Here is a 19,431-nt window from a genome sequence, read left to right as displayed (position 1 = left end):
ACCAGCCGTGAATCCGACCCCCGAAGCGCCTGCCTTCCGTCGGTTTTCCGCCCACTTCAGATACGAATCACTGCCCAGGGTTGCCATCTGCCTCTTGATCAGTGGTCCATGACTGGCCGGGGTGTGCTCGGGCGATGGTGGACATGGGAAGATTGGCCGAGGTCCCGTCACCGCGGGGCCGGTTTCGCCACTGCCGTCGAGATCGCCAGGAGCCCTGATGGACGCCGTGTTCTCCGTACCCGAGCCGCGCAACGAGCCGGTGCGCGCCTACGAGCCGGGCAGCGCCGACCGGGAGCGGCTCCAGCGGCGGCTCACCGAGCTGGCCGCCGAGCGGATCGATCTCCCGATGACGATCGCGGGCGAGCAGCGGATGGCCGGCGGCGAGCCGATCCAGGTGGTCCAGCCACACCGGCACGCCCACCTGCTCGGTGTCACCGGGCACGCCACCCACGACGACGCGCGGGCCGCGGTCGACGCGGCCAAGGACGCCGCGCCGGGCTGGCGTGCGCTGCCCTTCGAGGAGCGCGCCGCGATCTTCCTCCGCGCCGCCGAACTGCTCGCCGGCCCCTGGCGGGACACCCTCAACGCGGCCACCATGCTCGGCCAGTCGAAGACCGCCGTGCAGGCCGAGATCGACGCGGCCTGCGAGTTCATCGATTTCCTGCGGTTCAACGTGCACTTCGCCCGCCGGCTGCTGGCCGAGCAGCCGATGTCGTCGGCCGGGGTGTGGAACCGGTTCGACCACCGGCCGCTGGAGGGCTTCGTCTACGCGGTCACCCCGTTCAACTTCACCGCGATCGCCGGCAACCTGCCCTCGGCGCCCGCCCTGCTCGGCAACACCGTGGTCTGGAAGCCGGGCCCGACGCAGCAGTTCGCGGCCCACTTCACGATGCGGCTGTTCGAGGCGGCGGGCCTGCCGCCCGGTGTGATCAACATGGTGACCGGCCGGGGCGAGGAGGTCTCCGACGTGGTGCTGGCCGACCCCGACCTGGCCGGCATCCACTTCACCGGGTCCACCAAGGTCTTCCAGCACCTCTGGCGCACGGTGGGGGAGAACATCGCGAACTACCGGGGCTACCCGAGGCTGGTCGGCGAGACCGGCGGCAAGGACTTCGTGGTCGCCCACCCCAGCGCCGACGTCGACGCCCTGCACACCGCGCTGATCCGGGGCGCCTTCGAGTACCAGGGCCAGAAGTGCTCGGCGGCCTCCCGGGCGTACGTGCCCCGCTCGCTCTGGGCGGGCGGCCTGCGCGACCGGCTGGCCGCCACCGCCGACGGACTGGCGTACGGCGACGTCACCGACTTCCGCAACTTCGGCGGCGCGGTGATCGACGAGAAGGCGTTCTCGCGGCACGCCGCGGCGCTTGAACTGATCTCCTCCGACCGCAGTTGCCGGACCGTCGCCGGCGGCACCGCCGACGACTCGGTCGGATGGTTCGTCCGCCCGACGATCTTCGAATGCGACGACCCGGCCCACGAGACGTTCACCACCGAATACTTCGGGCCGATCCTCGGCGTGCACGTCTTCGACGACGCCCGCTTCGACGAGGTGGTCACCCAGGCCGAGGCGATCGCGCCGTACGCGCTGACCGGGTCGATCTTCGCCACCGACCGCCGGGTGGTCGACGCGGTGGCCGAGAAGATGCGGTACGCGGCCGGCAACTTCTACATCAACGACAAGCCCACCGGCGCGGTGGTCGGGCAGCAGCCCTTCGGTGGTGCCCGGGCCAGCGGCACCAACGACAAGGCCGGCTCCTGGCACAATTTGGTCCGCTGGACGTCGCCCCGGACGATCAAGGAAACCTTCGTTCCGCCCACCGACCACACCTACCCCCACATGCGGTGAGGGCGTAAGGACGGGGCGCCCGATCCCGGCCCCGCCCGGGTTCGCGCGGCAGCGTGGGGCGCTGATGGACGGTCGTGCGCCGACAGTGCACATAGGAAACCCCAATGGGTGGCGAAACGGTGAAATCCTGGACGCCGGCTCGGCAAAGTGGCAGCGTGAGGGGCATGGCGGAATCCGGAGTCAACCCCACGGCGGCGGCCCTGCTCGGGCTGCTCCACGAGGGTCCCATGACAGGTGGCCAGTTGATGGCGGCCGCCGAGCGCCGACTGGCGCCGTACTGGTCGATGACCCGCAGCCAGGTTTACCGGGAGCTGCCGGTGCTGGCCGAGCGCGGATTCGTCCGGCTGGGCAAGCCCGGGCCGCGGATGAGTCAGCCGTACGCGATCACCGCAGCCGGAAAACGGACATTTTCCCGCTGGCTGGCGGAGGATCCGGGGCGGGACACCATCCGTAACCCGATCGCCCTGCGCATCGCCTTCGGGGAGTTGCACTCCCCGAGCCAGCTCAAGAACCTCCAGGCCGCGGCCAACGAGTACCACACCGACGCGCTGGCCCGGGTCCGTGAGCAGGTCAAGAACGCCAAGAAGGAGGGCGACACGTACGACGCGAGCGCCCTGGAGTTCGCCGTCGCCTACCACCGGGCCGCCCTGTCCTGGCTCAGGAGCGCACCCGCCGGCTGACCTCGCCGCGCCCGATCACCGCCGGCGCCCGCCGCGCCGAGGCCGCCCGGCCGGTTCGCGGAGGTGGAACCGGGAGGGCTGGTTCGGCCCGGACCGCGGGGCTCGCACGCTCACTCCTCGTCCGAGCAGTACGCTTGGCTGTCGTGACCGCTGCCGATTTCGCCGAACAGCTCAAGGACCTCGACGCCACCCTGCGCAACATCGAGGCGGTGCTCGACGTCGACCGTCTCCGCGCGGACCGGGTCCGCCTGGAGGAGGAGGCGTCCGCCCCGGACCTCTGGGACGACCAGGCCCGGGCCCAGGAGGTGACCTCGCAGCTGTCGTACGTCAACGGCGAGATCGAGAAGCTGGGCAGCCTGCGGTCCCGGCTGGACGACGCGCGCGTCCTGCTGGAGTTGGCCGAGGCGGAGTCGGACTCGGGCGTCCTCACCGAGGTCGAGTCGGAGATCGCCGGGCTCGGCAAGGCCATCCAGGAGATGGAGGTCCGCACCCTGCTCTCCGGCGAGTACGACTCCCGGGAGGCGCTGGTGGCCATCCGGGCGGGTGCCGGAGGCGTGGACGCGGCCGACTTCGCCGAGATGCTGCTGCGGATGTACCTGCGCTGGGCCGAGCGGCACGGCTATCCGACGGAGGTCTACGAGACCTCGTACGCCGAGGAGGCGGGGCTGAAGTCGGCCACCTTCACGGTGAAGGTCCCGTACGCCTACGGCACGTTGAGCGTGGAGTCCGGCACCCACCGGCTGGTGCGGATCAGCCCCTTCGACAACCAGGGCCGGCGGCAGACCAGCTTCGCCGGGGTCGAGGTGCTGCCGGTGGTGGAGCAGACCGACCACATCGACATCCCCGAGAACGAGATGCGGATCGACGTCTACCGCTCCTCGGGGCCGGGCGGGCAGAGCGTCAACACCACCGACTCGGCGGTGCGGATCACCCACGTCCCGACGGGCATCGTGGTGACCTGCCAGAACGAGAAGTCGCAGCTGCAGAACAAGGCCTCCGCGCTGCGGGTGTTGCAGGCCCGGCTGCTGGAGCGCAAGCGCCAGGAGGAGCAGGCCAAGCTCCAGGGCCTCAAGACCGACGCCGCGGGCTCGTGGGGCGACCAGATGCGCTCGTACGTGCTGCACCCCTATCAGATGGTGAAGGATCTGCGTACCGAGCAGGAGACCGGCAATCCGAGTTCGGTCTTCGACGGTGAGCTGGACTCCTTCATCGAGGCGGGCATCCGGTGGCGCAAGCAGCAGCAACTCGCCGGCGACCGTGCGTGACCGATCGTTGGCGGAGTGCGTCATCGATCTCGACGTGACGTGCTGTTTCGATGACTCGTCGCGCAACGCGGGGCGTAGGACTTGGCACGGCAGTTACACGGCGTAGACTCACCACCCGTGATTCAGCTTGAGCAAGTGACGAAGACGTACCCGAAGGCGTCGCGGCCTTCGCTCGACAGCGTGTCCGTGTCGATCGACAAGGGCGAGTTCGTCTTCTTCATCGGCCCATCCGGCTCCGGCAAGTCCACCATCATCAAGATGCTGCTGCACGAGGTGACCCCCAACAAGGGTCGCGTCGTGGTGAACGGCAAGGACGTCACGTCGATGCGGTCCTGGAAGCGTCCGCACTTCCGCCGCTCGATCGGCTGCGTCTTCCAGGACTTCCGGTTGCTGCCCAACCGCACCTCGTACGAGAACGTGGCGTTCGCGTTGGAGGTGATCGGCAAGACCAAGGCGGTGGCCCGCCGGGTCGTGCCGGAGGTGCTGGAACTGGTCGGTCTCGGCGGCAAGGAGCACCGTTACCCGCACGAGCTCTCCGGCGGTGAGCAGCAGCGCGTGGCGGTGGCCCGGGCGTTCGTGAACCGCCCGCTGATCCTGCTGGCGGACGAGCCGACCGGTAACCTGGATCCGGACACCTCCATCGAGATCATGCGCCTGCTGGACCGGATCAACCGCACCGGCACAACCGTCGTGATGGTCACGCACGACTCCAACATCGTGAACCAGATGCGCCGCCGGGTCATCGAGATCGAGAGCGGCCGCATCGTTCGCGACCAGGCCCGCGGCGTCTACGGGTGACGAGGCCGACCACCGCACCCCGATCTGACGACGAACACCTCACGCCGGAGAGCCGGAGGAAATCCCGATGCGGATGAAATACGTCATGTCCGAGGTACTGGTCGGACTGTGGCGCAACGTGACGATGACCATCGCGATGATCATCACGTTGGCGGTCTCGCTGACCATGCTCGGTGCCAGCGGCCTGATCTACACCAAGGTCGCCGACATGAAGCAGCTGTACTTCGAGAACATCGAGGTTTCGATCTTCCTGACCGCCGAGGTCACCGAGGAGCAGCGCGCCGACATCGCCAGCCGGCTGGAGTCCGATCCGCTGGTCTCGCAGGTCACCTACGTCAACAAGGACGAGGCGTTCCAGCGTTTCCAGGAGATGTTCCGGGACTCGCCGGACCTGCTCAGCGCGGTCAAGGCGGACCAGTTGCCGGAGTCGTACCGGCTCAAGCTGGTGAACCCGGAGGAGTACAAGACCATTTCCGACCAGTACGCCGCGGTCGAGGGGGTCGACCAGGTCGTCGACCAGAGCCAGGTGCTCGACAAGATCTTCAACCTGTTCACGGCGGGGCAGAACATCGCGTTGGTCGCCGCGATAGCGATGGCTGTCGCCGCCCTGCTGCTGGTGGCCAACACCATCCAGGTCGCCGCGTACAGCAAGCGGCGTGAGGTCGCGGTCATGAAGCTGGTCGGTGCGTCCAACTGGTTCATCCAGGCGCCGTTCGTGCTGGAGGCGGTGGTGGCCGGCCTGATCGGCTCGGTCCTCGGCCTCGGTGCCCTGATCGCCCTCAAGGTCTTCCTGTTCGACGGTGCGCTCAGCGCGCTACAGGGCCTGTTCGCGCCGGTGAGCTGGGGAGAGGTGTTCCTGACCTTCCCGCTGATGGCCGGCATCGGCGGTCTGATCAGCGCGGTCACCGCCTGGGTCACCCTCCGCTTCTACCTGCGGGTCTAGTTCGTCGATCAAGGGCCCTCCCGCCCTCCCGCGTCGGAATAAAGGGCGCGGGAGGGCCCTTGTCGTTCGGGTAGCATGATCTCCGCTCTCCGGCCGGGCACCACCGGTCGGGTGCGGCGACGGAGAGGGGGTGGCGCCGCGATGCCACGGGAGAAGGGGCGCAAGGTTGTCGCCTCCAACAAGAAGGCGCGTCACGACTACGCCATCCTCGACACGTACGAGGCGGGCATGGCGCTGACCGGCACCGAGGTGAAGTCGTTGCGGGCCGGCCGGGCGTCGCTGGTCGACGCGTTCGCCCAGGAGCGCGACGGTGAGCTCTACCTGCACGGCATGCACATCCCGGAGTACACCCAGGGCACCTGGACCAACCACGAGCCTCGGCGGACACGCAAGCTGCTGCTCAACCGGATGGAGATCGACCGGCTGCTCGGCAAGCTCCGGGAGAGCGGGTTGACCCTGGTGCCGCTGCAGGTCTACTTCTCCGACGGCTGGGCCAAGGTGGAGATCGGCCTGGCCAAGGGCAAGAAGTCGTATGACAAGCGGCAGGACCTCGCCAAGCGGGACGCCGACCGGGAGATCGCCCGGGCGGCCGGTCGGCGAGGTAAGGGAATGGAAGACTGATTTGTCCGGATCATTCCAGTGCTGGCTGTCCGGCTCGGGCTCGGGATGAATCCGGTTGCGGCAGGCGTTACGCTTGTCGAAGCCGCCGGAACCCGGCGGCCCGTCGAGGGGGTGACTGGTTTCGACTTCGTACGCAGCGACAGGGGAAGCGAGCCGAGGAAGCCGACGTCGTCTCGAGAATCGGTCGTCGGAAACCAATAAGCGCCAAGAACAATCGCGCTGACTTCGCTCTCGCCGCCTGAGGCGAGTAGTGAGTCTGTCGGCCTGGGAGCGCCTTCGACCCAGTTTGCCGGCATCAGCTAGAAGGCTGGCCAACCGGACCCGGTCGCGGGGTCCGTGCGGCGAGATCAATCAGCGACTGGGCCCGTCACACCAACTTGCTCGCGTGAGCGGTGGGGCCGAGTAGAGGCATAGCGAGCTGCGCTCGGAGAAGCCCTGACAAACCGGCGAAGGACCCGGGTTCGATTCCCGGCACCTCCACCACCTGAACTGCGCGCCCCGGTCGCCCGACCGGGGCGCGCAGTCGTCTGCCACCACCGCACGCTCCGCACCGGCCGGCGGCGGTCTGCCGCCCCGGCGACCGTCCAGACGCAACTGCGGGGAACCTGCTGCCCCGCCGGCCCGTCAGACAGGTATGCGTCGAACAGTCGCCCTGCTGGGTCTGCCGCTGATGATGATCGTCGCCGGCTGCGCCCCGGCGGACACCGAACCGGGCAGCGCCGCCAGCCCGGACAACCGTCACGAGGCGTTCGACGAGCGGGCGGCGGCGGTCGCCGAGGCGTGGCACCCCGGTGCGGCGTGGAGCACCGGCTACGTGCCGCTCCAGGACGCCACGGTGCTCGTCGGCGAACCCGAGTTCACCGACGAGACCAAGTTGGCCTTCCACGCCGGCTGGTACCGCCGGCAGACGGACCTGCCGACCGGGCAGCGCGCCGGCACCATCCGCTTTCCGGACGGTGAGCTGCGCGTGCCACTGATCACCGCGGCGGAGGCGTACCGGCAGCTCGACCAGGGTGACCCGCCGCCCTGCCCGGGACGACCGAAGGAGCCCGGCACGCCGCCGCCGGCCAACCCACCGGATGCGCCGGCCGCCCCGGACGACCCGGTGAGCAGCGAGCCGCAGGCCGCCTGCATCCCGCTCACCGTCACGAAGGTCGAACCTGGCACGGCGCCGATGCACACCACCCGCGGCACGGTGCAGGTGCCGGCGTGGCTGTTCAGCGTGGCAGAGATCAGTGCCGTGGTGGCCCGGGTCGCGGTAGCGCCGCACGCGGTCGGCGCCGTGCCCGAGCCGGTCGCCCCGACCGCGCCGGCACCGGCGGATCTGGTCGGCGCGCAGGACATCAGGGCGATCGACGGGGCGACGCTGACCTACCGGCTCGGTGTGGGCAGCTGCGACACCGGCATCACCCCGCTGGTGCGGGAGCACGACCACGTGGTCGTGGTCGGTGGCAGCATCCTGCGGGCCACCGGCGTTGCCTGCGACGACATGCTCAGGCTGGAACCGGTCGTGGTGCAACTGCGGGCACCGCTGGACGCCCGTCCGGTCCTCGACGTGCTCACCGGCGCACCACTGCGGCTGGCAGCAGGCTGACCGTCCGCACCGACGCCGTCCGGCCCGGGACGGCGTCGGTGCGGCACCACCGTCCCCGCCCGGCGAGCGCGGCCCAGGCGGCGGCGAACTGCGGCGGCATGGTCCCGGCGAGTCCGGCGCGACGCCCGCAAATTCGCCGCCGGTCTCAGAGAATCGGCGGTACCTCGGTGCGGATCGGCACCGGCAGCACCGTCGGCCCGTCCGCGCGCACCGCCGCGGCGATGGCCTCGCCGAGCCGGTCGGGCGCGTCGACGACCGTGGTGGCGCATCCGTAGCCGCGGGCGATCGCGGCGACGTCCAGGCCCGGCAGGTCCAGCCCGGGTACGCCCGGGGTGTGCTTGAGTTCGGCGAACGCCTTGAGGATGGCGTACTGCTGGTTGACCGGAACCACGACGACCAGCGGCAGCCGCAGTTGGGCGGCGGTCCACAGGGCCTGCACGGAGTAGTGGAACGAACCGTCGCCGATCACCGCCACGACCGGCCGGTGGCGGCCGGTGTCGCGCTGCGCGAGCGCGATGCCGACGGCCGCCGGCAGCCCGTAGCCGAGACCACCGCTGGCCATGGTGAAGTACGAGCCAGGTGTGTTGAACCGCAGCTGGCGGCGCAACGCCGACAGGTTGGACGGCGACTCCTGCACCAGCACCCCGTCCTCGGGCCAGTGCGCGGCCAGGGTGGCGAACAGCGCGTCGGCGCTGAGCGGGACGGAGTACTCCACCGGGGACGGTGCGGGCCGGACCGGTGGTGGTGGCCGGTCGGCCGGCGGCATCAGGTCGGCCAATGCGGCGAGGGTGAGGCCGGCGTCGCCGAGCAGGCTGTCGCCGACCGGAGCGCGGGCCGCCTCCTCGGGATCGTCGGTCACGTGCAACAGCCGGGTGCCGTCCGGCAGCGTCTCGCCCGGCACATGCGGGTAGTAACGGAACACCGGGGCGCCGACCACCAGCACCGTGTCGTGCCCGCGCAGCTTCTTCGCCAGCGGGCCGGTCGCGAACGGCAGCACACCCTGGAAGTGCGGATGCTCCTCGGGGAAGGCGGTCCGTTCGGGGGCGGGCGCCGACCAGACCGGGGCGACGAGCCGCTCGGCCAGGGCGACCGCGGCCGTCCAGGCGCCGGCCCGGTCCACCGCGGCGCCGAACACCAGGGCCGGTGACCGGCTGGTCGCCAGCGTCGCCGCGAACTGGCGCAGGCGCTCCGGGTCGGGGGCGAACCGGGTGGCCACCGTGCGGGCCTGCGGGGGAGGGTCGGTGGGCTGGGCCCAGTCGTCCAGCGGCAGCGAGAGGAAGACCGGCCCGCTGGGCGGCTGGATCGCCGTGGCGTACGCCCGCATGAGTGCCGCCGGGACGTCCTGGGCCCGGACCGGCTCGTGTGCCCACTTGACGTACGGCTGGGGAAGCTCGGTGGGGTGCCGGGCGGTGAGCCGGGGTTCGAGCAGCAGCATCTCCCGGGTCTGCTGCCCGGCAGTCACGATCAGCGGGGTCCGGTTGTGCCAGGCGGTGACGATGTTGCCCATGGCGTTGCCGGTGCCCGGCGCCGTGTGCAGGTTGACGTGCACGGGGGCTCCGGTGATCTGGGCGTAACCGTCGGCGATGCCGACCGCGGACGCCTCGTGCAGCGCGAGCACGTAGTGGAAGTCGTCGGGGAAGGCATGCAGGAACGGCTCCTCGGTGGAACCGGGGTTACCGAAGACGGTGGTCATGCCCAGGGCCCGGAGCAGGTCGTAGGTGGTGTCGCGGACCGTTGCCATCGTCACCGAATCTATCGGGGCAACTCCGGTATAGAGGGCATTTCGGCGCTGCTCCGCGGCCGGCTTCTTCCGCACGTCTACCGCCGCCGCCCCGGCGGCGGTCGTGGACGATGCCCGGCGCCGACCGGCCTCCACCGGGTCTGTCGATCACCCGACCGCCAGACCTTCGCCAGGGTCGGGGACGCAGGCTATGGTGCCAGGCATGGCATTGACAGTGCGGATGGCACCGGTTCGGCCCGCCGTCGGTGTGCGTGACCGGTTCCGCCTCCCAGTGCACGGCTGACGGGTGCGCGTGATGCAGGGAGAGGGGCAGGCGATCGGCGGGCGGGCGACGGAGTCGATGACCGGGAAGCTGCTGGTGGCGACACCGGGGCTGAAGGACCCGAACTTCGACCGTACGGTCGTGCTGCTGGTCGCGCACGAACCCGGCGGCGCGCTCGGCGTGGTGCTCAACCGGGCCACCGAGGTGCCGGTGGCCGACGTGCTGCGCGACTGGGGTGATCTGGCCCGCGACCCGGCGGTGCTGTTCGAGGGTGGCCCGGTGCAGCCCGACTCGGCGATCTGCCTGGCTCGGATGCGCTCGCCGGTTCGCCGGCTCAAGGGCTTCCACCAGGTCTCCGGTGCGGTCGGCACGCTCGACCTGTCGGTCGACCCGCAGCGGCTGCGGGAGAGCGTGCAGAGCATCCGGGTCTTCGCCGGCTACGCCGGTTGGGGCACGGGGCAGCTGGAGCAGGAGATCGAGGACGGCTCCTGGTTCGTGCTGGACGCGCTGCCCGGTGACGCCTTCGTCGAGCGGCCCGACGACCTGTGGCCGATGGTGCTGCGCCGGCAGGGCGGCATGATGGCCGCGGTGGCGCACTTCCCCCCGGACGTGGCGCTGAACTGATCCGCCGCCGGCCTCGGACCCCGCCGGATGACCATGCCGGCGGGCGTGTGTATAGTTCTCCCAGTGCCCGGGAGGCCCGGGCGCGACAGCAGGGGGCCGTGGCGCAGCTGGTAGCGCACCACACTGGCAGTGTGGGGGTCAGGGGTTCGAGTCCCCTCGGCTCCACCTTGTTCCACCGCAGGTGGGAGGTCGGAATCCATCGACTTGGTTCGATGGATTCCGATCTTGTGCTCACCGCCGTGCTCACAATGATCCGTTACGCTGATTCCCATGGCGCTCGGCTGTGAGCACGGGAGGAACAGGTGGCGGTCCGCAATCCAGGTACAGGGCTAGTTTCTGACGCCCCGTCGTACCCGACGCGTAGCACCTCGACGGCCCGACGCGGGTCGACGATGAGAAGGGCCGCTGCGCGGTCAGATTTCCACCTGTCCCCCCGTAACGCCTCCGCTCGCCGCTTCTGCGGTACCTACGCGGGATGGCCCTCTCAGCCGTAGCGCTCCCGATAACCCTGGCCGCTCACGATGAGCGCGGTGAGATCACCGCGCTCCGGATCGTCGCGCCTAGGCATAGAAGGCGGTCCCGGCCACGTGCTCCACCACCTGACCGGGACCTTGATTGGACTCAGGAGGTCCAACCCATGAACCACCCTAAGACCCGACGATCGCAGGCCGCTCAGCCGGTCGCATTCGCGATTGTCCCGGCAAGCCGTCTAGCGGCGTACGAGGCCGCCTATGGCCGGTGGGCCGTCGCCCGTCGGGCAACGGCGGATGAACCTTTTTACGCCCGCGCCTCGCTGAACGGGGGCGTGCGATGAGCGTCCGACAAGACTCGAAGCGGAACACCTGGTACTACGTCATCGATCTGCCGCGCGGAGATGACGGCAAGCGTAACCAGAAGTTCGTCCGTGGGTTCGAGACGGAGAAGGAGGCGCTAAAGGCCGAGGACTTGGCTCGCAAGCAGTTCGGCCAAGCCGAGTTGGCGGCAGACGGTACGGTCGCCGCAGAACTGGTCAAGTGGCTGGAAGAGCGCGAGCTAGACGTTGCGGTGACCACATTGGGTAACTACCGCAATGCGATCATGAAGTATATTATTCCTCGGCTTGGTGCTCGGCGACTGTATGACCTGGACAAGCAAGTCATCAATGACTTCTACCGTCATCTGTTGAAGAAGGGGGGAAGGAAGGGTACGGGGCTGGCCGCAGAGACGGTCAGGCACGTCCATCGAACACTGATGAAGGCGCTCAAGGACTTTGGTGTCGTGATCGATGGGGTGCGGCAGCCTCGCCCGGGTGAGCGCGAGGAGTATGGCCGTAAGGGGATTTGGACGGCGAAGCAGTGTGCTCAGTTTCTAGAGTACGTCGCCGGTGATCGACTCTACGCAGCCTGGGTGCTCGTCATCGTGGCTGGTATGCGCCGCGGAGAACTGGCGGGGTTGAAGTGGCCGAAGATCGACCTGGAGCGCAAGATTGTTCACGTCCACTGGCAGCGCGCCTGTGCGTCGGGCGAAGTCGAGGGCGGTGTTGTTGAGAAGGCGCCGAAGGGCAAGAGCAAGAGGTCCATCCTCTTCGGCTCTGCGTTGGGCATAGTGCTGACAGATCACCAGCGCGGTCAGCAGAAGGAGATGGCTGATGCTGGTCTTCTGTATAAGGAACTCGGGTACGTCTTTTGCAAGGAAGACGGTACGCCTTACCATCCGAAGTATTTCACCGACAGGTTCCGGGCTCTCTGCATCGCAGCGGGCGTACCGGTGATCGTGCTGCACGACGGCCGGCACACGTCTGCGACTGTTGGCGCTGATCATGGAGTACCGCGACACGCAATGCAGAAGCGTCTTGGCCACGCTCGGGCGAGGATGACGGACGAGGTCTACACTCACGTGCTACCAGAGTCGGAGCGGCGATCCGCTGAGATCATGGAAGAGGCGATCCTGGGACGGCTCGGCCACTAGGAATCCTGGGACTGCGGGGCTACTACTGATTAAGGCGTTACAGACGGCAGGGGGCGAGGTCTCGAACGGGCCTCGCCCCCTGCCGCGTTTCGTCGACATGCCTGAATTTCTGAACCGATCAGCTGGTCCGTCTTGCCGCCCGCTCTTCCGATGGACGTACGGCAGCCGTGTACGCGCGGTCCGCCGGGAGGGGGACCTGAGAACGCGAGGCGGTGGCGATCCTTCGCAGTCGCTCGGCGACGATTCGTGCCGCACGGGCCTGGTGGATCCTGTCTTGGGCCTCGCGGAGGGTGGCGACGTTGTCGGCGATCATCGACATGCGTAGGACTAGCTGTAGAGCTGCGGCGGTGTCGTCGTCGCTGGTGAGCCGGCCGACCGTCGAGATGAGCCGGGACATGGACCGGAGCTGGCCCGACGCTGGGTGTAGGCGCCCCGGGCGGCGTCGGTGTGGCTCGCGTGTCGCCCGGTCGAAGGTCTCCGAGGCGTCGGTGAGGGGCCCACCTCTGCGGCCCTCGAACGCTCGTGCAGTGGATGCTAGGACGTCGCCAGCGGCCTCGGCGAGGGATGCGATTCCGTCCCAGTCGCTGGGCTGCATACCCGCGAGGTGACGGGCGCCGTCGTTTGCAGCTGTTGTTGCCCGGCGGAAGGCATTTGCCCGATGTCGGGTTCCCGGCTGCCCCGCGTGCCGCGCGTCGCCGTGCGGCGACATACCGGGACCGGAGTCCCAGCGTCGTCGGAGCTGGGGGAGGGTGAGATCCGGAGCGAGCCGGCCCCCGCCGTACCAGACGGTCTCGCCGGTGCTGGTGTGGTGGTCGGGGAGCCCGACGGCGTAGCCGGTGACCTCGTCCGGATTAATCGTGCTGTGCCGCAGCCGCACGAGAACGCCTGCCGACCGGAGCCGGTCAACGAAGTCGTTCTCGTCGATGGCTGCTGCTGCGGCGGCGCGTACCTCGCGGCGGAGCCTGTCCCGGGGGATTTCCGGGCGGCCCTGGCGGTGGCTCTTGTTCTGTTCGGCCGCGGTGGGGCGGCGGTGGCTGGTGTGGTCGACCGGGCCGACCTGATGGAGGCCGTAGCGTTGTTCGAGGTCGCGGGCGGCGGTTTGGGCCTTGAGGCGTTCGTTCCAGGCCCAGACGGTTTCGCCGTCTTGGCGTACCAACGTGGCCACGATGTGGATGTGATCGTCGGCGTGACGGACCGCGACCCAGCGCACGGCGTCCGGGTCGCCGTGTGGGGCGATGCCGACGGCGGCGACCATCTCGGCAGCGATGTGCGCCCATTGGCTGTCGCTGAGAATGCGGTCGGTGATGTGGTTTCGGACGGAGGCGTGCCAGACGAACTTCTGCGGCGGGTTCCTGCCGGCGCGTACCGGCTGTTCGAGCAGTCTGGCGAGGTTCCGGATGTCGTGGCGGCCGGTTGGCCCGGCTGGGGGTTCCAGCGACGGCAGTTGGCCGGGTCCGGACCAGGCGGCGACGAGGTGCGGGTTGACGTGCTCCTCGATCTTCCCAGGACCGAACAGGTAGCGAAGCAGGCCGCCCACGTTCGTGCCGCGGGGATGGATGGCGGGGATCAGCGCAGCCGCCGGTCGATGTCAGCCACGACAGCGTCGAGCTTGTCGAGCGCATGCACGCATCTCTTGATCGCGTGCGCGAGCCAGACGGGCGCCTCGCCCGTCGCGTTGAGCGCCGCAGTCGCCTGGTTGAGGTTGGTGCCGGTACGCGTAACGGCGGTACGCGCGGAGAACAGGTCTCGCTGCATTGCGGCAAGTTCCGTCCGGGTGACACCGGTACCGGAAACCAGGCCGCCGGGACCGGTGGTGCCCCGGGCCATGGCCAACGCGGCATTGGCACAGAACCCGGTCGGAGTGAGTCCTGCGCGGGCAGCAGCCTCTAGGACGTCGCTGTGCTCGGACTCGTCGAGCCGGAGGTTGATCCGCTGTCCTCGACCGGGGAACTGATGACGCCGATCCGCGCCGCGCGGGCGCTGCGCTTCAACCACTGCCGCCGCCCGTGGGTTGGTGTCCACCTCGTCACCTCCGCTTCATGGTTGGTGTGCTTTTGAACGTCGGTCGGCCGGGTTACCGGAAGCGCTACGGGTAGCGCCACACGCAGGCGGAAACGGTGAGGCTCCGGTTCCGCGTCCGGTTCGGGCGGGGCGACGGAAGCAGAGCCCGCGACCGGAAGCGGACTTGTCAGGACTTCCGCCCTGGTGGTGGAAGCGGAAGCATCTGTGCGCATGACGGTTCCGACGCGGACGTTCGTTCGCTGATTGGGAGCCCAACGGTCGGCACTGCACGACGAACATGTGGCGGGCGAACTGCCGTCGGACGGTCCGCTTTCGGTCTGGTCGTCGAACCGAAGTGACGCGAGCCGGTGGCCGAATTTGCCGTCCAGGGGCCGGTAGACAGTCCCGATCTCGGCCGTAGCAGCGCTACGGCGTCCACGGTGCTGCTCTCGTGCTGACCCCGCTGGGTCAGCGTTCCGCCGGGTTGCCGGACCTGCCGACCGCGCTCGGTCGGCAGGTCCGGTGACCCGTACTACAACTTGCTCGGACCGCCGCCTGTTCGATCAGATGCGATTACGCGCTCGTTGGTTGTTGTCGTGTCTGTCGCGTCCGCGTGAACCTTGTGGAGTCCGGACCTATGTTGTGGATGATCTTGTGGAGTCCGGATCTACCTTGTGGGGCGTACAAGAGCAGGCATCGACGATGGTGCAGAATCCCTCGGCGTGAATGTCGATCTCCCGAGTGACTCGCCGGCGGTGCCGGCTCGCAACCGGGTACGGGTGCCGGCTGGGCGGTCGTACAGCGTGAACGTCCGGCTGACCGCTGAGGAACTGCGTGATGTGGCGGCGGCTGCAGCGCGGGCAGGGCTGACGTCGACCGGGTACACCGGAGAGGTCACGGTCGCTGCTGCCCGCGGCGTCGAGACGGCGGTGACCGGTCCGAGCCGGGCTGAGCTGGCGCGGGTGCAGCGGGATCTGTTCGCCGCCCGCACGGCGCTGGTTTGTGCCGCCGATGCGCTCGACGCCGGGCGGGCTCCGTCGGCCGGGGGTAACGTCGCGGCTTGCGCTGCGGTGGTGGCGCGGCTGGACGCGGTGGCCGAGCGGCTGCACGGGCTGCTTCGGCGGGTCGCGGCGTGATTCCGCGGGTCCGGCCGCGCGGCGGGGATGTGCGCGAGGTGCTGCGGTATTTGCTGGGGCCAGGTGAGTACGGCGAGCACCGGGATCAGCGGTTGGTGGCAGCGTGGGCGGCGGCCGCAGTCGGCGGGGTGGCAGGTCTGCCGTCGGCGTCATCCCCCGGCGCGGTGAGCCGGCTGGCTGGTCTGCTGGAACAGCCGGTTTTTGCCGGGGTCAACCCGCCAGCCAAGCCGGTTTGGCACTGCTCTGTGCACAACCACCCGGATGACCTGGTGCTGTCCGACGAGCAGTGGGCGCAGGTCGCGGCCGCGTTCCTTGACGGGGTCGGGTTGGCCCCCGCCGGGGACCTGGCCGCAGTGCGGTGGGTGGCGGTGCGTCACGGCGTGGACCACGTTCACCTGGTCGCCACGCTGGTACGCCAGGACGGGCGCACCGTGTGGCCGCGCAACGATTACCGCCGCTGCCAGAGCGTGGCCCGGGAGATCGAGGAACGCCTCGGGCTGCGCCCGGGTATCCGGACGCCGGCCGCGGCTGGGGTCGGGCATGGGTGAGGCGACGCTGCGGCCGGTGCCGGGCGGCGTGAGCGGTGACCCGCTGGGCGGGTTCGAGGTCGGCTACGTCGGCCTCGACGGCATCGAGCACCGCATTCCGTTGGCTGACGCGTGGTCGGTGCGATTCGAGCGGTGCCGCCCGGCGCGGCGGTTTCCCCAGTACAAGGGGCAGAAGCATTTCCCCGGTCGGTGGTGGACGGCGACGATGGGCCATCACGTCGGCTACGAGTCGTGGCTGGAACGCGACCACCTGATGCTGCTGGACTTCGACCAGGCCGTGGTCGCAGTGGCATCCCAACCGTTCTGGCTGTTCTGGGCCAACGAGCAGGGCAAGATCCGCTCACACGCCCCGGACTACTTCGCCCGACTGGCCGACGGCGGCGCCTGTGTGGTCGACTGCCGCCCGATCCAGCGGATCAAACCGAAGGACGCGGTGAAGTTCGCCCGGACTCGGACGGCCTGCGAGCAGCTGGGCTGGGACTACCGTGTGGTCGGCGCACTGGATGCGATCCTCGTCCGCAACGTGCGTTGGCTGGCCGGCTACCGGCACCCCCGTCACGATCTGCCGGCGGTGGCGGCCACGCTGCGGCAGGTGTTCGCCGAGCCTGGTGGGCTGCTGGCCGGCGCCGAGGCGGCCGGTGATCCGATTGCGGTGCTGCCGGTGCTGTTCCACCTGCTCTGGCGCCACGTCCTGCACGCGGACCTGTCCACGCCGCTGCACCCGGACGCCGTCGTCAGCTCGGCGGTGGCCGGGTGACGCCGCGGTCGGTGCTGCGCCCAGGTGACTGGGTGCACTTCGACGGCGGTGAGCACCAGGTGGTGGGGCTGGCCGGGGCGTCGGTGCGGCTGCGCTCGGAGGCCGGCGGCGCCGACCAGGTGGTGCTGGCCGGGCACCTGATGGCGTCGCCCGACTTCGCGGTCATCGACGGGTGCCCGGCACCGGACGTGGAGCCGTTCGGGCTGCTCGACTCGTTGCCCGAGGACGTGCTCGCCGCGGCCAAGCAGTGGGAACGTCACATCGTGGAGGTTGAGACCGGGCTGCCGCCGCACGCGCTGATCGACGCCACGCCGAGTCCCGAGTACGACCCGGCGAAGCACAGCCTGGCCGAGCGGCAGCGGGCCAAGGGCGCCGAGCTGGGCGTCAGCTATCGCACGGTCGAAAACCGGCGGCTGCGCTACGCCGCCCAAGGGCTGTGGGGGCTGGTCGATCAGCGGGCGGTGCGGACGTGGGAGGTCGCCGGCCGGGCCGACGCTCGACTGGTCGAGGTTGTCCGGGAGGTCATCGCGGCGCAGACCGAGGCCTCGACCGGCACCCGATCCCGCCTGATCCGCCAGGTGGTCAAACGGGTAGCGGAGATCCACGGGCCTGGAGTCGTGCCGCTGCCCCGTCGCAGCGCCTTCTACGAGCTGGTCGACCGGCTCGCCGCCGGCAAGCACACCTTCGGCTCGGCGGTCACGCGCCGGCAGATGGCGAACCGGCCGGGTGGGGTGTTCACTCCGACGTTCGCCTCCCGCCCGGGTGAGCAGGTGCAGATCGACTCCACCCCGATCGACGTCATGGTGGTTCTCGACGACGGCCTGCCGGTCCGGGCCGATCTGACCATCGCCGTTGACATCGCCACCCGCACGATCTGCGCCGCGGTGTTGCGCCCGGTCGGCACCAAGGCCGTCGACGCGGCGCTGCTGCTGGCCAAGATGCTGGTCCCGGAGCCGATGCGCCCGGGCTGGGCAAACGCGCTGCGACTGTCGGCGTCGCGGATGCCGCATGCCCGGCTGGTCGACATCGACACCCGCATGCGGGAGGCGGCGGCCAGGCCGGTGATCGTCCCGGACCAGATCGTCATCGACCACGGCCGGGTGTTTGTCTCGGAGACCTTCGAGCGGGCCTGCGACCGGCTCGGCATCTCCGTCCAGCCGGCCCGCAAGGGCACCCCGACCGACAAGGGCGTGGTCGAGGCCACCAACGACGCGGTCAAGACCCTGTTCGCGCAGCACGTCGCCGGCTACACCGGCGGCAACCCGACGATGCGCGGTCGCGACGTCACCGGCGAGTGGACCATCGGCGAGTTGCAGGACCTGCTCGACGAATGGCTCATCGTCGGCTGGCAGCACCGCCCGCACGACGAACTGCGTGACCCACACCAGCCTCGCCGGGTGCTCACCCCGAACGAAAAGTACGCCGCGCTGGTCGCCGCCGCCGGCTACCTCCCGCTGACCCTGTCCGGCGAGGACTACCTGGAGTTGCTGCCGGTCAAATGGAGGCGGATCACCGACGAGGGCATCCAGATCGATAACCGCACCTACAACGCCGCCGCTCTCGGCCCCTACCGCCACCAGCGGTCCGGAATGGTCGCCAAGCGTGACCGGTGGGAGGTCCACTACGACCCCTACGACGTCTCCCAGGTCCACCTGCGCACCCCGGACGGCTGGATCACCGTCCCGTGGACGCACCTGCCGATGGTGTCCGCGCCGTTCGCCGACTTCACCTGGCGCCACGCCCGCCGGCTGGCCGGAAGGGAAGCCACCGAAACCCAGATCGCCCGGGTTCTCGACGACCTGCTCACCCGCGCCGAGCACGGACCGGACAAGGCGAGCGCCCGCATCACCGCCCGCACCCGCGCCGGTCAAGCCACCCACCGGCCTCAACTGCCCGAGCCTGCCCCAACCCCGGCCGTCGACGAGTCCACCGCGCCGGACGCTGAGGTCATCCCGTTCGGGATCTTTGACGCCGACGCCGAAGCAGAAAGGTGGATATGAACACCGTCGCCGACGACGATGTGATCACGCCGGAGGAACCGCCGACCACCAAGGAGGGCTGGCGCCGGTTCGTGGACTACCAGCCCGAACCACCGGCTACGCTCAGCGCCGAGCAACTCCTCGCGCTGACCCGCTCGCGGCGGGCCGCGCACGACGAAGCCCGCCGCGAATATCACGCCGAACTGCCGCTGGTGAACACACCGATCATCCGACAGATGCTCGGCACCGGCCGTCTGCTGGTCCAGCTCAACCGGCGGCAGGTTTCCGCCCGGCGCGGCCTGATCCTGTCCGGCGCCTCCGGCACCGGCAAGACCACCGCGCTGACTCAGCTCGGCCGCACCCACGAACGCGCCGTACGCAAACGGCACCCCGGCAGCCGGCACCGGCTCCCGGTCGCCTATGTCACCGTCCCGCCGGCTGCGACCGCCAAGATGCTCGCCGTCGAGTTCGCCCGCTTCTATGGCCTGGAGTTCTCCGCCCGGGCCAACATGCCCGACATCGTCAACGCGGTCTGCGCCACCGGCGCCAACACCGGCATCGAACTGGTCCTGGTCGACGAGATCCACAACCTCAACCTCGCCACCCGAGCCGGCGCCGAGGTTTCCGACCAGCTCAAATACTTCGCCGCTCGTTATCTTGAGCTTTTTGATCTTGCGCCGTGCTGACCT

The 19,431-nt window shown here is 69.5% G+C and carries 17 protein-coding genes, 1 tRNA gene and 1 other RNA gene; 16 read left to right on the top strand and 3 right to left on the bottom strand.

Annotated features, from left to right (window positions below):
* Window positions 1–217 precede the first annotated feature (217 nt).
* The 8 genes from pruA (at window position 218) to KIF24_RS25095 (ending at window position 7,747) form a co-directional block, all read left to right on the top strand.
* The gene (gene pruA, locus KIF24_RS25130; protein ID WP_221086141.1) at window positions 218–1,846 is read left to right on the top strand and encodes an L-glutamate gamma-semialdehyde dehydrogenase; all 1,629 of its coding nucleotides are present in this window, start codon (window positions 218–220) and stop codon (window positions 1,844–1,846) included.
* A 164-nt stretch (window positions 1,847–2,010) separates the two neighbouring features.
* Complete coding sequence (locus KIF24_RS25125) at window positions 2,011–2,526, top strand: PadR family transcriptional regulator (protein ID WP_221086140.1); 516 nt, start codon at window positions 2,011–2,013, stop codon at window positions 2,524–2,526.
* A gap of 143 nt (window positions 2,527–2,669) precedes the next feature.
* The gene (gene prfB, locus KIF24_RS25120; RefSeq protein ID WP_221086139.1) at window positions 2,670–3,791 is read left to right on the top strand and encodes a peptide chain release factor 2; all 1,122 of its coding nucleotides are present in this window, start codon (window positions 2,670–2,672) and stop codon (window positions 3,789–3,791) included.
* 117 nt (window positions 3,792–3,908) lie between these two features.
* The gene (gene ftsE, locus KIF24_RS25115) at window positions 3,909–4,589 is read left to right on the top strand and encodes a cell division ATP-binding protein FtsE (RefSeq protein ID WP_221086138.1); all 681 of its coding nucleotides are present in this window, start codon (window positions 3,909–3,911) and stop codon (window positions 4,587–4,589) included.
* Window positions 4,590–4,656: 67 nt separating this feature from the next.
* Window positions 4,657–5,532, top strand: a complete 876-nt coding sequence (gene ftsX / locus KIF24_RS25110; protein WP_221086137.1) for a permease-like cell division protein FtsX — start codon at window positions 4,657–4,659, stop codon at window positions 5,530–5,532.
* Window positions 5,533–5,673: 141 nt separating this feature from the next.
* Window positions 5,674–6,153: an SsrA-binding protein SmpB gene (smpB, locus tag KIF24_RS25105; protein WP_221086136.1), complete on the top strand. Its 480-nt coding sequence runs from the start codon at window positions 5,674–5,676 to the stop codon at window positions 6,151–6,153.
* 107 nt (window positions 6,154–6,260) lie between these two features.
* Window positions 6,261–6,636: a transfer-messenger RNA gene (ssrA, locus tag KIF24_RS25100) on the top strand.
* A 151-nt stretch (window positions 6,637–6,787) separates the two neighbouring features.
* The gene (locus tag KIF24_RS25095; RefSeq protein ID WP_221086135.1) at window positions 6,788–7,747 is read left to right on the top strand and encodes a hypothetical protein; all 960 of its coding nucleotides are present in this window, start codon (window positions 6,788–6,790) and stop codon (window positions 7,745–7,747) included.
* Between the two features lie 145 nt (window positions 7,748–7,892).
* Here the strand turns inward: KIF24_RS25095 and mdlC are convergent, their stop codons facing one another.
* Entirely contained in the window at window positions 7,893–9,488 is a 1,596-nt protein-coding gene (gene mdlC, locus KIF24_RS25090; protein ID WP_221086134.1) for a benzoylformate decarboxylase, read from the bottom strand.
* Between the two features lie 295 nt (window positions 9,489–9,783).
* Here mdlC and KIF24_RS25085 point away from each other — a divergent pair, with 295 nt between their 5' ends.
* The 3 genes from KIF24_RS25085 (at window position 9,784) to KIF24_RS25075 (ending at window position 12,321) form a co-directional block, all read left to right on the top strand.
* Complete coding sequence (locus tag KIF24_RS25085; protein WP_221086133.1) at window positions 9,784–10,374, top strand: YqgE/AlgH family protein; 591 nt, start codon at window positions 9,784–9,786, stop codon at window positions 10,372–10,374.
* 92 nt (window positions 10,375–10,466) lie between these two features.
* A tRNA-Ala gene (locus KIF24_RS25080) sits at window positions 10,467–10,539 on the top strand.
* Window positions 10,540–11,184: 645 nt separating this feature from the next.
* Window positions 11,185–12,321, top strand: a complete 1,137-nt coding sequence (locus KIF24_RS25075) for a site-specific integrase (protein WP_221086132.1) — start codon at window positions 11,185–11,187, stop codon at window positions 12,319–12,321.
* A gap of 118 nt (window positions 12,322–12,439) precedes the next feature.
* Here KIF24_RS25075 and KIF24_RS25070 read toward each other — a convergent pair whose 3' ends face one another.
* Entirely contained in the window at window positions 12,440–13,858 is a 1,419-nt protein-coding gene (locus KIF24_RS25070; RefSeq protein ID WP_331461278.1) for a relaxase/mobilization nuclease domain-containing protein, read from the bottom strand.
* A gap of 29 nt (window positions 13,859–13,887) precedes the next feature.
* The gene (locus KIF24_RS25065) at window positions 13,888–14,343 is read right to left on the bottom strand and encodes a hypothetical protein (protein WP_230415887.1); all 456 of its coding nucleotides are present in this window, start codon (window positions 14,341–14,343) and stop codon (window positions 13,888–13,890) included.
* A 701-nt stretch (window positions 14,344–15,044) separates the two neighbouring features.
* On the opposite strand from KIF24_RS25065, the gene KIF24_RS25060 reads away from it, so the two are divergent.
* Genes KIF24_RS25060 through KIF24_RS25040 form a run of 5 tightly spaced genes read left to right on the top strand, consistent with a single transcriptional unit; the run spans window position 15,045 to window position 19,428 of the window.
* Entirely contained in the window at window positions 15,045–15,458 is a 414-nt protein-coding gene (locus KIF24_RS25060) for a hypothetical protein (protein WP_331461277.1), read from the top strand.
* A gap of 50 nt (window positions 15,459–15,508) precedes the next feature.
* Window positions 15,509–16,006: a relaxase/mobilization nuclease domain-containing protein gene (locus KIF24_RS25055; protein WP_230415886.1), complete on the top strand. Its 498-nt coding sequence runs from the start codon at window positions 15,509–15,511 to the stop codon at window positions 16,004–16,006.
* The gene (locus KIF24_RS25050; protein ID WP_221086130.1) at window positions 15,999–16,763 is read left to right on the top strand and encodes a TnsA-like heteromeric transposase endonuclease subunit; all 765 of its coding nucleotides are present in this window, start codon (window positions 15,999–16,001) and stop codon (window positions 16,761–16,763) included. The genes KIF24_RS25055 and KIF24_RS25050 overlap by 8 nt, the downstream gene beginning before the upstream one ends.
* A complete protein-coding gene (locus tag KIF24_RS25045) occupies window positions 16,760–18,763 on the top strand; it encodes a Mu transposase C-terminal domain-containing protein (protein ID WP_221086129.1) in 2,004 nt (667 codons plus the stop codon). Before KIF24_RS25050 ends, KIF24_RS25045 begins: the two co-directional genes overlap by 4 nt.
* The gene (locus KIF24_RS25040) at window positions 18,760–19,428 is read left to right on the top strand and encodes an ATP-binding protein (RefSeq protein ID WP_230416930.1); all 669 of its coding nucleotides are present in this window, start codon (window positions 18,760–18,762) and stop codon (window positions 19,426–19,428) included. Before KIF24_RS25045 ends, KIF24_RS25040 begins: the two co-directional genes overlap by 4 nt.
* Window positions 19,429–19,431: the final 3 nt, after the last annotated feature.

The organism is Micromonospora tarapacensis (assembly GCF_019697375.1).
Taxonomy (GTDB): Bacteria; Actinomycetota; Actinomycetes; order Mycobacteriales; family Micromonosporaceae; genus Micromonospora; species Micromonospora tarapacensis.
Note: the sequence above shows the minus strand (reverse complement) of the source record. Positions and strands in the feature narration are given on the sequence as shown.

What these genes read in the sequence shown, in the direction of transcription:
- pruA (WP_221086141.1), top strand. Translation starts at nt 218, where the DNA reads ATGGACGCCGTGTTCTCCGTACCCGAGCCGCGCAACGAGCCGGTGCGC.
- KIF24_RS25125 (WP_221086140.1), top strand. Translation starts at nt 2,011, where the DNA reads ATGGCGGAATCCGGAGTCAACCCCACGGCGGCGGCCCTGCTCGGGCTG.
- ftsX (WP_221086137.1), top strand. Translation starts at nt 4,657, where the DNA reads ATGCGGATGAAATACGTCATGTCCGAGGTACTGGTCGGACTGTGGCGC.
- smpB (WP_221086136.1), top strand. Translation starts at nt 5,674, where the DNA reads ATGCCACGGGAGAAGGGGCGCAAGGTTGTCGCCTCCAACAAGAAGGCG.
- KIF24_RS25095 (WP_221086135.1), top strand. Translation starts at nt 6,788, where the DNA reads ATGCGTCGAACAGTCGCCCTGCTGGGTCTGCCGCTGATGATGATCGTC.
- mdlC (WP_221086134.1), bottom strand. Translation starts at nt 9,488, where the DNA reads ATGGCAACGGTCCGCGACACCACCTACGACCTGCTCCGGGCCCTGGGC.
- KIF24_RS25085 (WP_221086133.1), top strand. Translation starts at nt 9,784, where the DNA reads ATGCAGGGAGAGGGGCAGGCGATCGGCGGGCGGGCGACGGAGTCGATG.
- KIF24_RS25075 (WP_221086132.1), top strand. Translation starts at nt 11,185, where the DNA reads ATGAGCGTCCGACAAGACTCGAAGCGGAACACCTGGTACTACGTCATC.
- KIF24_RS25050 (WP_221086130.1), top strand. Translation starts at nt 15,999, where the DNA reads ATGGGTGAGGCGACGCTGCGGCCGGTGCCGGGCGGCGTGAGCGGTGAC.
- KIF24_RS25040 (WP_230416930.1), top strand. Translation starts at nt 18,760, where the DNA reads ATGAACACCGTCGCCGACGACGATGTGATCACGCCGGAGGAACCGCCG.